This is a genomic window from Pseudomonas sp. Irchel s3b5 (assembly GCF_900187435.1).
Lineage (GTDB): Bacteria > Pseudomonadota > Gammaproteobacteria > Pseudomonadales > Pseudomonadaceae > Aquipseudomonas.
In genome coordinates, this window is the sequence record NZ_FYDY01000016.1 from 71,388 (window position 1) to 89,912 (window position 18,525).

General features: G+C 59.6%; 15 protein-coding genes and 1 riboswitch. Of the genes, 9 read left to right on the forward strand and 6 right to left on the reverse strand.

The annotated features are described in order from the left end of the window. Positions 1–2: 2 nt before the first annotated feature. The 4 genes from CKW15_RS17400 to CKW15_RS17415 are packed head-to-tail and all read left to right on the forward strand — an operon-like array spanning position 3 to position 4,353. Positions 3–1,433, forward strand: a complete 1,431-nt coding sequence (locus tag CKW15_RS17400) for a PIG-L deacetylase family protein (protein WP_095152507.1) — start codon at positions 3–5, stop codon at positions 1,431–1,433. After that, complete coding sequence (locus tag CKW15_RS17405; RefSeq protein ID WP_095152488.1) at positions 1,434–2,390, forward strand: glycosyltransferase; 957 nt, start codon at positions 1,434–1,436, stop codon at positions 2,388–2,390. Positions 2,391–2,429: 39 nt separating this feature from the next. Then, positions 2,430–3,197, forward strand: a complete 768-nt coding sequence (locus tag CKW15_RS17410) for a glycosyltransferase family A protein (RefSeq protein ID WP_095056407.1) — start codon at positions 2,430–2,432, stop codon at positions 3,195–3,197. Further along, a complete protein-coding gene (locus CKW15_RS17415) occupies positions 3,187–4,353 on the forward strand; it encodes a hypothetical protein (protein WP_095152489.1) in 1,167 nt (388 codons plus the stop codon). The genes CKW15_RS17410 and CKW15_RS17415 overlap by 11 nt, the downstream gene beginning before the upstream one ends. A 40-nt stretch (positions 4,354–4,393) precedes the next feature. On the opposite strand, the gene CKW15_RS17420 is transcribed toward CKW15_RS17415, so the two are convergent. After that, positions 4,394–5,035, reverse strand: coding sequence for a toluene tolerance protein (locus tag CKW15_RS17420; protein ID WP_095056405.1), 642 nt, complete (start codon positions 5,033–5,035; stop codon positions 4,394–4,396). A 114-nt stretch (positions 5,036–5,149) separates the two neighbouring features. Between CKW15_RS17420 and msbA the strand changes: the two genes are divergently transcribed. Both msbA and hldE read left to right on the forward strand, forming a co-directional pair. After that, positions 5,150–6,949, forward strand: coding sequence for a lipid A export permease/ATP-binding protein MsbA (gene msbA / locus CKW15_RS17425; RefSeq protein WP_177408767.1), 1,800 nt, complete (start codon positions 5,150–5,152; stop codon positions 6,947–6,949). 174 nt (positions 6,950–7,123) lie between these two features. Beyond that, on the forward strand, positions 7,124–8,548 hold the full coding sequence (gene hldE / locus CKW15_RS17430) for a bifunctional D-glycero-beta-D-manno-heptose-7-phosphate kinase/D-glycero-beta-D-manno-heptose 1-phosphate adenylyltransferase HldE (protein WP_095056403.1): 1,425 nt from the start codon (positions 7,124–7,126) through the stop codon (positions 8,546–8,548). A 149-nt stretch (positions 8,549–8,697) separates the two neighbouring features. On the opposite strand, the gene CKW15_RS17435 is transcribed toward hldE, so the two are convergent. The 4 genes from CKW15_RS17435 to CKW15_RS17450 form a co-directional block, all read right to left on the reverse strand. Beyond that, positions 8,698–9,666: a metal ABC transporter ATPase gene (locus CKW15_RS17435; RefSeq protein WP_095056402.1), complete on the reverse strand. Its 969-nt coding sequence runs from the start codon at positions 9,664–9,666 to the stop codon at positions 8,698–8,700. Positions 9,667–9,699: 33 nt separating this feature from the next. Further along, positions 9,700–10,512, reverse strand: a complete 813-nt coding sequence (locus CKW15_RS17440; RefSeq protein ID WP_095056401.1) for an aldo/keto reductase — start codon at positions 10,510–10,512, stop codon at positions 9,700–9,702. Continuing rightward, on the reverse strand, positions 10,509–11,684 hold the full coding sequence (locus tag CKW15_RS17445) for an FAD-binding oxidoreductase (protein ID WP_095152490.1): 1,176 nt from the start codon (positions 11,682–11,684) through the stop codon (positions 10,509–10,511). The genes CKW15_RS17440 and CKW15_RS17445 overlap by 4 nt, the downstream gene beginning before the upstream one ends. Before the next feature lie 149 nt (positions 11,685–11,833). Then, positions 11,834–12,166, reverse strand: a complete 333-nt coding sequence (locus CKW15_RS17450) for a multidrug efflux SMR transporter (protein WP_008004867.1) — start codon at positions 12,164–12,166, stop codon at positions 11,834–11,836. Between the two features lie 103 nt (positions 12,167–12,269). Between CKW15_RS17450 and CKW15_RS17455 the strand changes: the two genes are divergently transcribed. Continuing rightward, positions 12,270–13,172 carry a LysR family transcriptional regulator gene (locus CKW15_RS17455; protein ID WP_177408766.1) on the forward strand — a complete coding sequence of 301 codons (903 nt, stop codon included), beginning with the start codon at positions 12,270–12,272 and terminating at the stop codon, positions 13,170–13,172. Between the two features lie 11 nt (positions 13,173–13,183). Beyond that, complete coding sequence (gene waaA / locus CKW15_RS17460; protein WP_095152491.1) at positions 13,184–14,464, forward strand: lipid IV(A) 3-deoxy-D-manno-octulosonic acid transferase; 1,281 nt, start codon at positions 13,184–13,186, stop codon at positions 14,462–14,464. Between the two features lie 159 nt (positions 14,465–14,623). Here the strand turns inward: waaA and CKW15_RS17465 are convergent, their stop codons facing one another. Then, positions 14,624–16,063, reverse strand: a complete 1,440-nt coding sequence (locus tag CKW15_RS17465; RefSeq protein ID WP_095056398.1) for a TolC family outer membrane protein — start codon at positions 16,061–16,063, stop codon at positions 14,624–14,626. Positions 16,064–16,268: 205 nt separating this feature from the next. After that, positions 16,269–16,374: riboswitch (TPP riboswitch) on the forward strand. 165 nt (positions 16,375–16,539) lie between these two features. Between CKW15_RS17465 and thiC the strand changes: the two genes are divergently transcribed. After that, complete coding sequence (gene thiC, locus CKW15_RS17470) at positions 16,540–18,429, forward strand: phosphomethylpyrimidine synthase ThiC (RefSeq protein WP_095152492.1); 1,890 nt, start codon at positions 16,540–16,542, stop codon at positions 18,427–18,429. Positions 18,430–18,525 lie beyond the last annotated feature (96 nt).

Consider the following 18,525-nt stretch of genomic DNA (forward strand, 5'->3'; position numbering starts at 1 on the left):
TCATGAGCCGCAAACAACAATTGCTCAAGCGCCATCGGCGCAATAAACGCATTGGCCTGATGATTGCGCTGGTGCTGTTGGCTGTTATTGGCACATTGGTCGCGTGGTGGGTGCCGCTGGTGCTCGCGGTGCTGGGCTGGATCGCCCACGAGGCCTGGTTTGCCGACCATTTGTTCTACTCGCCCGCTGACGATTACGACTACAGCTTCCCGCCTTACACGCCACAGCCCAAGGTCCACTTGAGCGGCGAACATCTGCGGCTGGACGACGGTGTCATGCTGGTCGAGGATGCGACGCTGGTGTTGGCGTTGCGCATCAAAAGCACTTGGCTGGGACGCTTCCTCGATCCGGTGGTCGAGTTGTCCGGGGGCGATAACCCGGATCGGCAAACCTTCGAGCGTGGTGTGAACGGCCTGCGTTATCTCAATCTCAGTGGTCAGGCGCAGACGCTGTCACAAGGTGACTTGCGTCTGCGTGGGCGTTTTTGTCGATTGCTAGGCGAACCCGTGTTGTGGGCCTTCGAGCATCCGGATTACCGTCGTCAGCGAGTGATGGTCATCGCACCTCATGCCGATGATGCGGAGCTGGCGGCCTACGGCCTGTACAGTCAGGCAGATGAAGCCTGGATCGTCACGTTGACGGCCGGTGAAATTGAAGCCGAACACTATCGGCAGATGGGGCTTGATGGGGTCGAGGCTGCACGGTTGAAGGGTTCGCTGCGCGCCTGGGACAGTGTCAGTGTGCCGTTGTGGGGAGGGGTGCCCCAACAACGCTGTATCCAGCTGGGGTATTTCTGTCTGCAATTACCCTTGATGCAGAGCGAGCCAGGCGAAGCCGTTGTGTCCCGCGAGGCACAGCTTGGTGATACGCGTTTTTTCCGGCAGTTCAATCCATTCGCCCTGGGCAGTGATGCTGATGGTGTCCCTTCCTGGAACAATCTGCTGGGTGACCTGAGCGAGCTGATCGAGCGTATTCAGCCCCAGGTCATTGTTTTGCCACATCCGCGTTTCGACCCGCATCCGGACCATATCTGCTCCCAGCAGGCCGTCATGCAGGCGCTGAGCGCTACTGTCTGGCAGCCCGGAACACTGTTGCACTATGCCAATCACTTGCATGACAACGATCGTTGGCCAATGGGTGACGCTGGCACGGGTGTGGCGTTGCCGCCGCAGCTCAATGCTGATGAGCCCTTGCGGCCATGGGCACCCAGCCTGTCGATGGAGCATCAGTGGAGTAAAGCAATGTCGTTGGGCATGATGCATGACCTCCAACCTCCACTTTCCCTCAAGCGACTTCTTCGGCGGTGTATTCAACGTTGCCTTGCAGGCCGTCGCTGGCCGGCTTTTGGTGAAAACGAGTTTTTCCGTAAAACAGTGCGACGCCATGAGCTGTTCTGGGTCCAAGAGCAGCCTGGCAAGCAAGAGAGAAGCTAATTGAAAGTCCTGTTTCTGGTGCAGAAAGAGCAACGAGCGATCCTCGATCGACTGTACGACGGTATCGCCGAGTCCTGCGATTGCGACAAGCGTGAGCTGAGCAGTGCCGAGCAGGACGACTTGCGTGGGTATTTCCGCAAGCATGTCGATGTGTCTCTTTACGATCGAATCGTGTTTTTTCTGCGCTTCAAAAAAGAAATCAGACAGGTGCGGTTCATCCAGACACTGCCGAATCTGGTTATCCTTGAACACGACGCGTATCAGAATTACATCCCGTGCAAATACACCGGAAAATTCAGTGCTCATTACCGCAAATTGCCGTGGGCGCGGGTGATCAGCTCGGGATACATGGTCAGCCAGCGTTTGTGTGACGAAGGTTTTGATGCCCATTTCGTACCCAAGGGTTACGACCAGTCGCTGCTGCAAAACCGTCAGCGTGAGCGTGATATCGAGCTGGGTTTCGTCGGCAGTCTCAACAGCGTTGCCTATGCCGGGCGCAAAGCCATGCTCGAATCGGTGGCCGAGGTCGAAAACCTGTTGATCACGCGCACCAAGTCGGGCGAGGAATACTGCGAAACGTTGAGCCGGATCCGTTGTTTTGTCAGTGCCGACGTTGGCATGGGCGAGTACATGATCAAGAACTTCGAAGCCATGGCCTGCGGTTGTGTGTTGTTTGCTTACGACCAAGGGGAAGAAGAGAATCGCGCCCTGGGTTTTGTCGATATGCAAAACATTGTGCTTTATCGAACGCGCGAGGAAATTCGCGAAAAACTGGCGTTGTTGCGTGAGTCACCGCAGCTGACCGAGACCATTTCGGCGGCTGGCCAAACCCTGGTAGAGCAGCGTTACACGTTCCGTGCGGTAGGGCATGCAATTGTCGAAGCGATGCGGGAGCCGCTGCGCGAGCGAGCTGCGCTGAGCTGGAAAGAAAAATTACGCTTATCGCTGGGGCTGTAAAGCCTGGCGATTCAACAATAAAGAGTGCGGTGTAAACACATGCTGTTCAGCGAGACTAGCGATATTTCGGTTGTTATCACCAGTTGCGGCCGCTTCGACCTGTTGAAGCGAACCCTCGAAACCTTCGACCGGTACAACACGGCCCCCATCCGTAAGGTCTTCATTACCGAGGACTCTGGTGACAGTGCCGTCGAAGCTTGTATTCCGGAACATTGGAGGGCGCATACCCAGTTTTTCATCAACAATCCGCGTCTGGGTCAGTTGAAGTCGATTGATGCCGCTTATGCCCAAGTGCAGACGTCCTGGATTTTCCATTGTGAAGATGACTGGGATTTCTATCGCGAAGGGTTTATCGAAGAATCCCAGTGCCTGCTGGAGGAAGATCCGCAGGCGCTACAGGTTTGGCTGCGCAGCTTCAATCATGACCTCATGGTTCACAGCCCTTACGTGTTCCTGAACGAGCGCAAGATCAGCCAAGGCATTCCTTTTTACGTATTGGGTTCACACAAGGTGGACTGGCAGGGCTTTTCCTTTAACCCTGGGTTGCGGCGGCGTGCAGACTATCTGCTCCATGCACCGTATTCCGCGTTTTCCGGAGAAAAAGACCTGTCGCGCCTGTATGCCGCGCAAAATCGCTATGCGCTGATCCTGGAAAACGACGCGGTGTTGCACACCGGCTTCGGCGGGCACGTGGAAGTTCCAGAGGAACGCGTGAACAAATTGCGACGCAAGCGCCTCGATCGATTCAAACTGGTCGCGGTCCTTGTTTTCGGCCTGATAGCAGGTTGGGTGCTTCATGGGGTTTAACGGTGTAAAGCTGCAAAAGCTCACCATGACGAAGTATTTCGGAATAGCGCTCTGTCTGTTTCTGGGGAGTTACATAGCGGGCTGGTCTTCGAAGTGGACCAACAATCTGTTCTACGGCCTGATCGTAGTGCCGGGGCTGGTGTTCCTGATCAAGGAACGAGGTGCAGGTTTGTTCAGGCAGCCGCTCGCACTGGGGTGGCTGGCTTTTACGCTATGGTTTCTGGTGCCGGCGACTATTGCCGGGCACATTCAGTTTTTCAAGCACATCTTCTACGTGATGATGTTCGTCATGGTGGTCGGTGCCTTCAGTGATCCACAGTTTTTTCGTAGCCCGACGTTTGTCCGTGGACAGTTCTGGCTCCTGGCGTTGTACATCTTCAGTTGCGCGTTCTATAGCTGGATCACTGGCGAGTACCCGTTCGGGTCTCGGGTCGCGCTGCTGCCGGCACGCCTGGAGAATGTGATCTACGCCAGTATCTGGCTACTGTGTGCGCTGGCGCTGGCAGTGCCTTACTGGGTCAGGACGCATCGATGGATCGAGAGTGCATTGGCGGTTGTTTTATCGATCTTCGCAGTGACCTTTGTATTGCAGACGCGTACGGCGTTGGTTGGGGTGGCGTTCCTGTTGGGCGTATGGCTGCTTTACGGTCTTTACCGCAAGCCGCGGCAGGTTGGCTGTGCGCTTGCGATCAGCTTGGCGGTGATCGGTGTGCTGTTTCTGATAGTGCACCAAGAAGCCTGGTACCAGTCGCTGTGGACTCGCGGCGATTCCTATCGCATTGAGCTCTTTCACATCATGGTAGGCGAGTGGCGGAACTGCGGCTGGATGCTTGGCTGCGGTGTCACCTTCCACACCAGCCAGTTACTGGGCGGCTGGATGCCGATTCAGCATCCGCACAACATTTATGTGGCGTTGGGTTTGTACAGCGGCGCGGTGGCGCTGGTGCTGTTTCTCGGGCTGATGACCGCCTCGCTTTGGCAGGCCTGGCGTCTGCGTGACGCCTGGGGAATGTTTCTGGCATGTGCGCTGGTCATGCTGAACTTCGATGGCAGTTTGCTGATCGGAAACCCTGACGAGTTGTGGCCATTGGTGTTGTTGCCTGCAGCAATGATCCTCGGGCGAGGATTGCAGGCGCAGCGTAACGGGGCGGCATGACGCTGACCTTCGCCTCCTCGTTGGGGGCGAAGGGGGCAGGTTATTTTTGCAGGGCGCTGCTCAGCTCTTCCGGGGAGCAGGTGCTCTGGGTCTGGGCATAATGTTGCATGAAGATCTCCCCCTGTCTGTCGAGCAACCATTGCCGATCCTGGGGGTAGCGCACCATATGCTTGAAATTGCGCAATCGCAGTCCCTTACGCAACGGACGGCGATAAACTTGCAGGTCGGCAATGTCGATCAGGCCCAACTGATGTTCAGGCGTGAGCACGATGTTGCCCAGATGCGCTGACCGGAAATAGATCCCGCGTTCATGCAAGGTGGCCATGAAGGTCCCTAGCTTGCCGCGTAACGGATCTGCGTCATTTTGGGTGTCGAGCAGCTGGCGCAAGGTCTGGCCCGGCAGCGGATCGTAATGCACGGCATCACGTTCGATACTCGCAATGCGGTAGACCTGACGGATCGACGGGCAGGGAATCTGTCGCTCACGTAGCGCAATGCAATTATCGGCAAAGCGTTTTGCATACGGATACCAGGCCGCTGACGTCAGCAGGCGCTTGCGACGAAACAGCTTGAGAATCGAGCCGTCTGTCAGCCGCAAAACCTTATCCCCCGAACCATCGGCTTCAAGGACTTGCGCTCCCTCGCGCAGGGCAAGGTATCGACTGTAATCAAGGGCTTGCATCTATACTCCGGGACGACGCCATGAGGCATGGATAGCCGGCCATGTTACCGCAGCTCAGCGACTAAAGTGGCCTGTGTTACAATCGCGGGCTCTTTTCTCACACAACGGGTTCACATGACCAGCCCTGATTCGCCTGCGCCGTCGAGCTTGAAAATTTACCTGCGCCTGCTGTCGTATGTGCGCCCGTACTGGGGCATGTTTTCGATCAGTATCGTCGGCTTTGTGATTTTTGCGTCGACGCAGCCGATGCTGGCGGGGATTCTCAAATACTTCGTCGATGGTCTGAGCAACCCTGAAGCAGTGCTTTTCCCAACGGTTCCCTATCTGCAGGATTTGCAGCTGCTGATGGCCGTACCCTTGCTGATCATTCTGATCGCCGCGTGGCAAGGTCTCGGGTCATTTCTGGGTAACTACTACCTGGCGAGGGTTTCGTTGGGCTTGGTCCATGACCTGCGCGTCGAGTTGTTCAACAACTTGTTGGTCCTGCCAAATCGTTATTTCGATACCCATAATTCCGGACACCTGATTTCGCGTATCACCTTCAACGTGACCATGGTGACCGGTGCCGCTACCGATGCCATTAAAGTGGTCATTCGTGAAGGCCTGACGGTGGTCTTCCTGTTTGGTTATCTGCTGTGGATGAACTGGAAGCTGACCTTGGTGATGCTGGCGATCCTGCCGTTGATCGCGGTCATGGTGAGCAGTACCAGCAAGAAATTTCGCAAGCAGAGCAAGAAAATCCAGGTGGCCATGGGTGACGTGACTCATGTGGCGTCCGAGACCATTCAAGGCTATCGCGTAGTGCGCAGCTTCGGTGGTGAAAGCTACGAGCAGCAACGCTTTGCCGCCGCCAGCCAGGGCAATACCGACAAGCAATTGCGCATGACCAAGACCGGGGCGGTCTATACGCCGATGCTGCAATTGGTGATTTACTCCGCCATGGCCGTGCTGATGTTCCTGGTGCTGTTCCTGCGCGGTGATGCTACCGCCGGTGATCTGGTGGCCTATATCACTGCCGCCGGTCTGTTGCCCAAGCCGATCCGCCAGCTCTCGGAGGTCAGTTCGACCATTCAGAAGGGCGTTGCCGGGGCCGAGAGCATTTTCGAGCAACTGGACGTTGAACCGGAAATTGACAACGGCACGGTTGAACGTGATCGCGTCAGCGGCCACCTGCTGGTACGCAACCTCAGCTTCACGTACCCGGGGACCGAGCGTGAAGTGTTGAAGAACATCAACTTCTCGGCGGCACCGGGACAGATGGTCGCGTTGGTCGGGCGTTCCGGCAGCGGCAAGTCGACCCTCGCCAGCCTGATTCCACGTTTTTACCATCACGAGTCCGGGGAAATCCTGCTCGATGATGTTGAGATCGAGGACTATCGCCTGCGCAATCTGCGTCGGCATGTGGCGCAAGTCACGCAGCATGTCACCCTGTTCAACGACACCATTGCCAACAACATCGCTTACGGTGACTTGGCCGGCGCCCCTCGTGCCGACATCGAAAAGGCCGCCACGGATGCGTTCGCCATGGACTTCATTTCGCAGATGCCCCAAGGCCTGGACACCCAGGTCGGTGAAAATGGCGTGCTGCTGTCTGGAGGCCAGCGTCAGCGTCTGGCGATCGCCCGGGCGCTGTTGAAAAATGCGCCGCTGCTGATCCTCGACGAAGCGACGTCGGCACTCGACACCGAATCCGAGCGCCACATTCAGGCGGCGTTGGACCAGGTCATGAAGGGTCGCACCACGCTGGTGATCGCTCACCGCTTGTCGACCATCGAGAAGGCTGACCTGATCCTGGTGATGGATCAGGGCCAGATCGTCGAGCGAGGCACTCACACGCAGTTGCTGGCCCAAAACGGCTATTACTCGCGCCTGCATGCGATGGGCCTCGACACGCCGGCCGAAGACATCGCCTGACCCCGATAGCGTCAGGGTGAGCCGGGCTCACCCTGACGTCGCTTTTTGGCTTGTTCTTTGCTCAAAAAACGACCAATAAAGCCCGGCAAATCATCCCGTTGCAGCCGTCGCACAAGCCGATGCCAACCCTGTGTTAATATCGCGCCCCTGTTCATTTTGTATGTGGGTTGCTCCATGAAGTTGTCCATGCCGCGATTCGATCAAGCCCCTGTCTTGGTGGTCGGCGATGTCATGCTCGACCGTTACTGGCATGGTGGTACCTCACGGATTTCTCCTGAGGCACCGGTGCCGGTGGTCAAGGTCGATCACATCGAGGACCGCCCGGGCGGTGCCGCCAACGTTGCCTTGAACATTGCCGCGCTCGGCGCGCCAGCCTCGCTGGTCGGTGTGACCGGCGACGATGAAGCTGCCAACAGCCTGGTCAATAGCCTCAACGGCGCAGGTGTGCGGGCCATATTCCAGCGCATCGCGCACCAGCCGACCATCGTCAAGCTGCGGGTCATGAGTCGTCACCAGCAACTGCTGCGTATCGATTTCGAAGAACCGTTCGCCACCGATGCCCTGGCATTGGCGGCGCAGGTCGATGAGTTGCTCGAAGGCATCAAGGTGCTGGTCCTGTCCGACTACGGCAAAGGCGCGTTGAAAAACCATCAGGCGTTGATCCAGGCCGCGCGTGCCCGTGGCATTCCGGTCCTGGCCGATCCCAAGGGCAAGGATTTTTCGATCTACCGTGGCGCGAGCCTGATAACGCCGAACCTCAGCGAATTCGAAACCATCGTCGGTGGTTGCGCCGATGAGCATGAGCTGGTGAACAAGGGCGCGCAGTTGATGCACGACCTGGATCTGGGGGCCTTGCTGGTGACCCGTGGCGAGCACGGCATGACCCTGCTGCGTCCCGATCACCCGGCACTGCACCTGCCCGCCCGTGCCCGTGAAGTGTTCGACGTGACCGGTGCCGGTGATACGGTGATTTCCACCCTGGCGGCCGCGATTGCTGCGGGTGAAGAGCTGCCCCACGCGGTGGCCCTGGCCAATCTGGCGGCGGGCATCGTGGTCGGCAAACTGGGTACGGCGGCCATCAGTGCGCCAGAACTGCGTCGCGCGATTCAGCGTGAGGAAGGTTCCGAACGCGGTGTGCTGGGGCTTGAACAACTGCTGCTGGCCGTTGACGATGCTCGCGCGCATAACGAGCGGATCGTCTTCACCAATGGTTGCTTCGACATCCTGCATGCCGGCCACGTGACCTACCTTGAGCAGGCGCGAGCGCAAGGCGATCGCCTGATTGTTGCGATCAACGACGATGCGTCGGTCAGCCGCCTCAAAGGGCCGGGTCGTCCGATCAACAGCGTCGACCGGCGCATGGCTGTGCTGGCAGGGCTGGGTGCTGTGGACTGGGTGATCAGTTTCTCGGAGGGCACCCCGGAAAACCTGCTGAGCGCGGTCAAGCCGGATGTACTGGTCAAGGGTGGCGATTACGGGATCGACCAAGTGGTCGGTGCAGACATCGTCACCGCTTACGGTGGCACCGTGAAGGTGCTGGGTCTGGTGGAAAACAGCTCGACCACGGCGATTGTCGAGAAGATCCGCAAGTCCGAGTGACGCAATCTATGTAGGAGCTGGCTTGCCAGCGATGGTCGTTAACGATGACGCGTATCTGCTGAGAAAACGCGGCGTCCTTGAATCCTTCGCTGGCACGCCTGCTCCTACGAGGTTGTGCGTACACCCGTCGGAGCTGCAGCAGTTTGCTTTCAGGAACTGACTTTTTTACGCGGAACGATTTTTTTCAGCAGCAATTTGGCCTTGCCGCGTAACCGCGCCAGACCAGAATCCTTCCTCGGCGGGGTCAGACCTTGCTGACTCACCCAATCCTTCCAGCGAATTCGCTCATCGTGAACCAGCCAGCCTTCCTGCCGGGCAAAACTTTCGGCCAGGTAAAGTCCGCGCGTGCTGGCCGGGTACAGCTGATCTTTTTTCAGGGTGAAGAGCTCGGCCGTGGGGTGACCGTCCTTCAAGGGCATCAGGTACAGGTCAGGGCGTTTGCGATCGAGGCGGGCGACGAGTTGATCGCCTTCCAGCCTTTCGTCGACGTGAAACAGGCTCAAGGATTTGGCTTCCTTGGGGACATCCAGGCGCAAGTCGTAAATCAGTTGCAACGATGCTGTCGGCAAATGCACGTAGGCCCGCGGTCGTTCGATCAACATCAGATTGGCGCAACGCACCGGCCGCGCGGAACCGGACAGCGGCGTCAGGCGAAACGGCAAGGCTTCGCGGTAATGCAGGGCGGCGGAATAGGGCGCCGGCAACCACGTTTCATTGAAACGACCACCGAGCCAGCCTTCAGGGGTTTCCAGCAGGCATTCCTCGGCAACTTCCTGAATCGCCGTGTGCAACGGCAGGTTCAGCTCATGGGCCGGTACATAGCCGGAGATCAACTTGAGGACCACGTCGCCGCGGTCCTGCCGACGCTGGCGAACCAGCACCCAATAGTCGCGATTCTGCCAATGCAGCGTCAGACGCACCGAAACCCCGAGGTTGGCCAGTTCCAGGGCAAACTTTTCGCTGTCGCCAACCGTCACGGGGCGGCGCCGTTGCAGGGTCTGGGAGAAGTTCAGCGGCCTCCCGACGCTTTGGTAAGTCAGGCCTTCGGGGGTCGCTTCGACGAATAACGGCAGGGTCTTGAAGTTGCTCGGGTTCTTTCTTATGAGCGTGCGCGGCATGTCGGCTCCTGCTTAAGGCCGCGTGGGGCGGCATCAGTTGCTACGTAGGACCTGGGCAACGGTCGCGACGTTGTGGGCGAGGTGCAGCGGATTGATGGTCCCGACAATAGCACTGGCCACACCCGGATGATCAAACAACAGCTCGAAACTGGCGCGCACCGGATCCACACCCGGACTCAGGCAGACATGACCGCTGGCCAAGGCTTTCTTGACCAGAATGGCTTTGCCGTGTGCAGCAGCATAGTCAATCACGGCCTTCTCGTTTTGTTCGTTCAGATTGTAGGTGACCATCGCGCAGTCACCTTGTTCCAGAGCTTTCAAGCCACCTTCGACGGTTTTGCCGGAAAAACCAAAACCACGAATTTTGCCTTCGGCCTTGAGTTCGGCGAGGGTCTGGTAGGCCTCGCAATCATTGAGAATTGCCAGGTCGTTGCCGTCGGAATGCACCAGCACCAGATCGATGAAATCCGTTTCCAGGCGTTGCAGGCTGCGTTCCACCGACAGGCGTGTGTGAGCGGCGCTGAAATCGTGGCGGGACTGACCGTCGGCAAATTCTTCACCGACCTTGCTGACAATTACCCAATCCTGACGCTGGCCGCGCAGCAATGGGCCCAGGCGTTCTTCACTGCGACCATAGGCCGGGGCGGTGTCGATCAGGTTGATGCCCAGGTCGCGTGCGAGTTTGAGCAGCATACGTGCTTCATCGTCGTCGGGGATCTGGAAGCCATTGGGGTACTTCACCCCTTGATCCCGACCCAGTTTCACCGTGCCCAAGCCCAGCGGCGACACCCGCAGGCCGGTGCTGCCCAGCGGGCGATGCAGGTCGTGCAATGTCGGTTGGCTCATGGCAGCAGTTGCTCCCACGCCGGGACGCCCATCGGCGGCTTTGGCAGCTCAGGCAGCGGTTCCGGGTGGCTTGGCTGGATGCCATCGCGGGTCAGACTGGTCATCACGCGGTCAGCGAAGTCTGGCGCCAGGGCCAGCTTGGTTGGCCAGCCGACCAGCAAACGCCCCTCTTCGGCGACGAATGCGTTGTCGGGTCGGACAAGGCCCGATTGCAGCGGTTCGGCGCGATCCACGCGCAAAGTCGCCCATTGCACCGTGCTCAAGTCGATCCATGGCAGCAACTGGCCGATTTCTTTCTGTGCCGTGGCGATTTGTTCGGCAGGCTCTCGGGCCACACCCTCGGCTTCGGCGATGTCGCCTCCGAGGTACCAGACCCATTGGCCATCCGCTGCCGGGTGCGTGGTCACGGTGATGCGTGGTTTGGTGCCGCCACCCAGGCAGTGGGCATACAGCGGTTTGAGGCTCGGGCCTTTGGCGATGATCATGTGCAACGGCCGACGCTGCATGGCCGGCCGGCTCAACCCCAGCGCTTCAAGCAGTGCCGCCGTACCAGCGCCGGCGCTCAGGACGATGCGCTGGGCGCGGATTTCGCGGTCATCCACTTTCAGGCCGACCAGCACGCCGCCATCCAGCAGCGGTTCGATCGTCTGCCCGGCGAGCAGGCCGTCACCGGCCAGATCGGCCAGGCGCTGGATCAGGCTCGGCACGTCGATCACCAGTTCCGCCAAGCGATAGACCTTGCCCTTGAAGCGCTTGTCTTGCAGGGCGGGCGGCAATTGGTCGCCCTTGACCTGATCGACGCGACCGCGCACGGCTTTGCTGGCAAAGAAACTGGTGAGGTTGCCGGCGAGGGTGCCGGGGGACCAGAGGTAGTGGGCTTCGGACAACAGGCGCACGCCGGACAGGTCCAGTTCACCGTCACCGGCCAGGGCTTCGCGCCAGCGACGCGGCATGTCGGCAATGGCTTCCGAAGCGCCGGTCAGCGCGCCATGCAAGGCGTACTTGGCGCCACCGTGGATGATGCCTTGGGACTTCACGCTCTGCCCGCCGCCGAGGCTGGAGTTCTCCACCAGCACGGTCGAAAAGCCTTCGCGGCGCAGGCGTGCATTAAGCCAGAGGCCGGCGACACCAGCGCCGACAATCAGAACGTCGGTGGAAATAACGGATGGCATTCGGCGACCTCAGTGTTCAAGACGAGGGCGCAGTATACAAGGCATCTTCAGGATGCAGGTGAGCCTGTAGGAGCCGGCTTGCTGGCGATCCGGCCAACGCGGTGTGCCGGATGCACCGCTATCGCCAGCAAGCCGGCTCCTACAGCGTGTCAGTGTCCGGCAGTTTTGGAGAAGAGTTGAATGACGACGACGCCCAGCACAATCAACGCCATCCCCAGCATCGCCGGCACATCCAGTTTCTGCCCGTAGATAAACAGCGCCGCGACGCTGACCATCACGATGCCCATGCCGGCCCACACCGCGTATGCCACGCCCACCGGCACGCTGCGCACCACCAGCGTGAGCATCCAGAACGCAATGCCGTAGCCGACGATCACCAGCAGCAGTGGCAATGGCGTGCTGAAGCCTTTGACGGCTTTCATCGAAACAGTGGCAATCACTTCGGCGCAGATGGCTATGGCCAGGTAGTAGTAAGCGGTCATGGGTCAATCCTCGTGTGAAGTGTTGCTTTCTGAGCTCGGCATTCTAGTGATTCTCCAGATGCGGTAAAGTCATTACCTATCTGCTATAGAGATGGGTCAGTCCATGAACATGCAATGGAATCTGGAACAGCTGCGGTTGTTCGTCAGCGTCGCGGAACAACGTTCGTTTTCCGCCGTGGCGCGGGATCAGCGCAAGGCGCAGTCGGCAGTCAGCAGCGCGATTGCGTTGCTGGAGGAAGACCTCGGCGTCAGCCTGTTTGATCGTAGCAGTGGCCGTCAGCCGAAGCTCACCGAAGCCGGCGCTGGATTATTGGAGGAAGCACGGGAAGTGCTGCGCCAGTGCGAACGCCTCAATGGCCGGGCACTGGCGATGATGCGCGGTCAGGAAGCGCGCCTGCGCCTGGCCCAGGATGAGGCGATGCCTTATCAGCCGATCATTGAAAGCTTCGAGGCTCTGGCGGAAAAGTTTCCCAGCCTTGAAGTGCAATTGACCAGCGCCGCTCAAGGCGATGTCGCGCGCAAACTGGTGGAGCGTCGCGCCGATCTCGGTTTGTTGTTCTACCACGACCAGATTCCCGAAGCCCTGGAACGTCGCGTGCTCGGCAGCGTGGAGATGGTCACCGTGTGCGGTGTTGATCATCCGCTGGCGAAGCAAGGGCGAATCGACTGCCAGCAGTTGGCGCAGCACCGACAGTTGTTGATGTCGACCCAGTCCAGCGTTTATCCGGGCAGTGAACCGGCCAGCCCGCAAGTCTGGCGTGCCGACAGTTTTTATGTGATGGCTGAATGGTTGGTGCGCGGCCTCGGCTGGGCCTGGCTGCCGCGCCACGTGGTGCAGTACCCGACCTATCAGAACCAGATGGTCGAACTGGCCAGCGAATGGACGCCGCCAGCCTTGGTCGTTGAGCTGGTCTGGCGCCGGGACGAACCGCTGGGGCCGGCCGCTCGCTGGCTCGCCGAACGTTTTGCCGTGCACTTGCAGGCGATCGGCGAGAAAAGCCGATAAACTCCGGCGCCATGAATAGAACTCTCTACACCGCGCTGTTTTATCTGGGGCTGCCATTGGTAGCGATTCGGCTGTGGCTGCGGGCGCGCAAGGCGCCGGCATATGCAAAGCGCATCGGCGAGCGTTTCTCGTATGGCCTGCCGGCGATGCAGTCGGGCGGCATTTGGGTGCACGCGGTGTCGGTGGGCGAAAGCATCGCCGCGGCGCCGATGATCCGCGCGTTGTTGGAGCGCTATCCAGCGTTGCCGATCACCGTGACTTGCATGACCCCGACCGGGTCGGAACGCATCCAGGCGTTGTTCGCCAATGAGCCGCGCATCCAGCACTGCTATTTGCCCTACGACTTGCCGTGCGCTGCCCGGCGTTTCCTTGATCGGGTCCAGCCAAAATTGGCGGTGATCATGGAAACCGAACTGTGGCCCAACCATATCCATCAATGTGCCAAGCGCGGGATTCCGGTGGCGCTGGCCAATGCGCGGCTGTCCGAGCGATCCGCCAAGGGCTACGGTCGTTTCCACAAATTGACCCAGCCGATGCTCGCCGAAATGAGCCTGTTCGCGGTGCAGACCGAAGCCGAAGCACAACGCTTCCGTGACCTGGGTGCCCGGCCCGAAACCGTCGACGTCACGGGCTCGATCAAGTTCGACCTGACCATCGATCCGCAACTGCTTCAGCGTGCCGGCGAGTTGCGTGGGCAATGGCAAGCCCTGGAGCGTCCGGTGTGGATCGCCGCCAGTACGCACGAAGGTGAAGATGAAGTGGTGCTGGCGGCCCATCGCCAGTTGTTGGCCAATCATCCCGATGCCTTGCTGATTCTGGTGCCGCGTCATCCGGAACGCTTCAATTCGGTGTACGCGTTGTGTCAGCAGCAAGGGTTCGCCACGGTCCGTCGTTCCGCGGGGGACGCGGTCGACGCAGGCACGTCGGTGTTGTTGGGCGACACCATGGGCGAGTTGCTGTTTCTCTATGCGCTGGCCGACAGTGCGTTCGTCGGCGGCAGCCTGGTGCCCAACGGCGGGCATAACCTGCTGGAGCCGGCGGCATTGGCCAAACCGGTGTTGAGCGGGCCGCATCTGTTCAACTTCCTGGAAATCGCCGCGCAATTGCGCAGCGCCGGGGCGTTGCAGGAAGTGGAGGATGCAGAAGGCCTGGCACTGGCGGTACAGCGTCTGTTTGAGTTGCCGCGGGATGCACAGCGGATGGCTGAGGCGGGATTGAAAGTGATGCGCACCAACCAGGGCGCGTTGCAGCGTTTGCTGGATGGGTTGGGGCGGTTGATCGACAGATCTTGAGCCTGATGGTGATCCTTTGTGGCGAGGGGGCTTGCCCCCGTTCGGCTGCGAAGCAGTCGTAATTCCTGCGGCTGCGGTGCCGCAGAAAAATGCTATTGCAGATTTTGGGGCCGCTTCGCGACCCAACGGGGGCAAGCCCCCTCGCCACAGGAATGACTTTTACTGGCCAGGTCGCGCTTTCAACTGCTCTTCTGCCGCCTTGGCCAGATCCGGTGGCAGGAAATCCTTGTCCGGGTTGTAGTTGGGATTGAGCCAGCGTGCCAGGTCTTGCAGATCCCCTGGGTTCAACGTGCCGGCCTGTTGCTTGAGGCGCAGGTTGTCGAGGATGTAGTCGTAGCGGGTGTTGTTGTAGTCGCGTACCGACGTGTAGAGCTGACGCTGTGCATCCAGCACGTCGACGATGTTTCGTGTACCCACCTGATAACCGATTTCGGTCGCTTCCACCGCGCTCTGGTTGGAAATGATCGATTGCTTGCGCGCCTGTACCTGCTCGACGTCGGTATTCACCGCGCGGTGCAGGTCGCGGGTGTTTTCCACGATGCTACGGCGCAGGGATTCGCGTTGTTGTTCGGTCTGGTCCAGTTGCGCATACGACTGACGGACCTGGGAGTTGACCAGTCCACCGCTGTAGATCGGGATGTTCAGTTGCAGGCCCACGGTCGTTTGCTCGACGTTGCCGCCGTAGGGTTGGCCCAAGGGGACCGGGTTGCTGAAGCCCAGCGCATCGTTGTCGCCTTTCTCGTACTGCGCGATGGCGTCGAGGGTAGGCGCGTGGCCGGACTTGCGTTGCTTGATGGTTTGTTCGGCGGCACTGACGGCGTAGTTGCTGGCCAGCAGGTTCAGGTTCTGGCGAGCTGCGGTTTCGACCCAGGCTTTGGCGTCATTTGGCGCCGGTGGCAGGATCGGCAGGTTATGGCTGATACCCTGAATCGATTTGTACTGACGGTTGGTCAGGGTGACCAGGGCTTCGAAAGCATCATCCACCTGACGCTGCGCGACGATCCGGTTGGCGCGTGCGGTGTCGTAGCTGGCTTGCGAGTTCAGCACGTCGGTCTTGTCCGACAGGCCGACGTCAAAGCGTTCCTTGGACTGATCGAGCTGGCGTTTGAACGCGGCTTCTTCGGCCTTGTTCGAGGCCAGGTTATCCTGGCTGCGCAGCACGTTGAAATAGCTGTCGGCGGATTGCAGGATCAGGTTTTGCTGGGTCGCCGAGAGTTGCAGGGCAGCCTGTTCATTTACATCCTTGGCGGCCTGGAACTGGAACCAGCGATCAGCGCGGAACAGTGGCTGCGCCAGGGTGGCCTGGTAGGAATGAGCGTTGCGGTTGGCCGTGGACGAAGGCTGATCGAGCGCCGTTCGCACACTGGAAACATTGGCGCCGCCCGAAAGGTTGGGCAGCAGCCCGGCGCGGGCCTGCGGGACGATTTCCTTTTGCGCGCCATATTGAGCGATGGCAGCGGCGAGGTCGGCGTTGTTGTCCACCGCTTCCTGATAAACGCTGACCAGGTCCGTCTTGGTCGATAAGGGCGCTTCTGCTGCCCAGACCATTCCGTTGGACGCACAAGACACGGCAAGGGCCAGTGAGAGTTTGCGCAGCATAGACGATCCCTAGATTAAATATTACACGGGTAATTTGAACGCCAAGGCTAAGGCGCGGTTCGCACCGCGTCAATGCGCAGCTTGGCGTAGCGAGTGTAGTTGCGCATGAGGGCGGCAACAATCCTGGTTCGGCGTGTTATTGCGCCATTCATCATGGTATTTGCAACGGGGTTGGCGTTCTTTGCCGGTTGTGTCTAGACTGGCCGGGTTCTTGTCGGGGTGCCTTGCTATGAGGCTGAGATCGAATAATTTCGGATCCCGTTGAACCTGATCAGGTTAGCGCCTGCGTAGGGAACAAGATTTCTCGTCACCCGGCGAGTCCTCTTGTGCTTCGTCCGGGATGTTGTTCGACAATCGAACACCCCTCGAGCACTGAGCACAGCACAGCTGGTATCTCCAGCGCCCGTGCGTCCATTCGTTTACAGGTTCGCTCCGACAAAAATCCACTGCCTGGATGTGTGTCTGGAGAGCCCGTGATGACTACAAAAGCAAAAATCGCCACCAACCTGAGTGACTCGGCCAAGGTCGATCAGCAATCGGTGCAGCCGTTTACCCGCTCGCAAAAAATCTATGTTCAGGGCACTCGCCCGGACATCCTCGTGCCGATGCGCGAAATCAGCCTTGATGTGACGCCGACCGACTTCGGCGGCGAGGTCAATGCACCGGTCGTGGTGTACGACACCTCGGGCCCGTACACCGATCCCAATGTCATCATTGATGTGCGCAAAGGCCTGGCCGACGTGCGTTCGCCATGGATCGAGTCCCGCGGCGACACCGAGCGCCTGAGCGGTCTGAGCTCGAACTTCGGCCAGGAACGCCTCGCTGATGCCGAGCTGACCAAGCTGCGCTTCGCCCACGTCAACAACCCGCGCCGCGCCAAGCCGGGTGCCAACGTCAGCCAGATGCACTACGCGCGCCAGGGCATCATCACCGCCGAGATGGAATACGTCGCCATCCGCGAAAACATGAAGCTGGAAGTGGCCCGCGCTGCCGGCCTGCTGGACCAGCAACACGCCGGCCACAGCTTCGGTGCCAGCGTGCCGAAAATCATTACCCCTGAATTTGTCCGTGACGAAATCGCCCGTGGCCGCGCGATCATTCCGGCCAACATCAACCACACCGAACTGGAACCGATGATCATCGGCCGTAACTTCCTGGTGAAGATCAACGGCAACATCGGCAACAGCGCTCTGGGTTCGTCCATTGAAGAAGAAGTGGCGAAACTGACCTGGGGCATTCGCTGGGGTTCGGACACGGTCATGGACCTGTCCACCGGCAAACACATCCACGAAACCCGCGAGTGGATCATCCGTAACTCGCCGGTGCCGATCGGTACCGTGCCGATCTACCAGGCCCTGGAAAAAGTCGGCGGTGCGGCCGAAGACCTGACCTGGGAACTGTTCCGCGACACGCTGATCGAGCAGGCCGAGCAGGGCGTCGACTACTTCACCATCCACGCCGGCGTGCTGTTGCGCTACGTGCCGATGACCGCCAAGCGTGTGACCGGCATCGTCTCCCGTGGCGGTTCGATCATGGCCAAGTGGTGCCTGGCGCACCACAAAGAGAACTTCCTCTATACCCATTTCGAAGACATCTGCGAAATCATGAAGGCCTACGACGTCAGCTTCTCGCTGGGCGATGGCCTGCGTCCGGGCTCGATTGCCGACGCCAACGACGAAGCGCAGTTCGGCGAGCTGGAAACCCTCGGCGAGCTGACCAAGATTGCGTGGAAGCATGACGTGCAGTGCATGATCGAAGGCCCTGGCCACGTGCCGATGCAGTTGATCAAAGAGAACATGGACAAGCAGCTGGAATGCTGTGACGAGGCGCCGTTCTACACCCTCGGCCCGCTGACCACCGACATCGCGCCGGGCTACGACCACATCACCTCCGGCATTGGTGCGGCGATGATCGGCTGGTTCGGTTGCGCCATGCTTTGCTACGTCACGCCGAAGGAACACTTGGGCCTGCCGAACAAGGATGACGTGAAGACCGGCATCATCACCTACAAGATTGCCGCCCACGCCGCCGATCTGGCGAAGGGGCATCCGGGCGCGCAAATCCGCGACAATGCCTTGAGCAAGGCGCGTTTCGAATTCCGTTGGGAAGACCAGTTCAACCTGGGCCTCGATCCGGACACCGCCCGCTCGTATCACGATGAGACGCTGCCGAAGGATTCGGCCAAGGTCGCGCACTTCTGTTCCATGTGCGGGCCGAAATTCTGCTCGATGAAAATCACCCAGGAAGTCCGCGAATACGCGGCCAACCAGCGGATCGAAGCGGTCGACGTGGAGGTCGCCCAAGGCATGGCCGAACAGGCCGAGCGCTTCAAGCAGGAAGGCAGTCAGCTTTACCAGAAAGTTTGATGCCAACTGTAGGAGCCGGCTTGCTGGCGATTGCGGCGCCTCTGATGCACCGCGTCGCCTTTGATCCTGGCAAGCCAGCTCCTACAGGACTGTGCA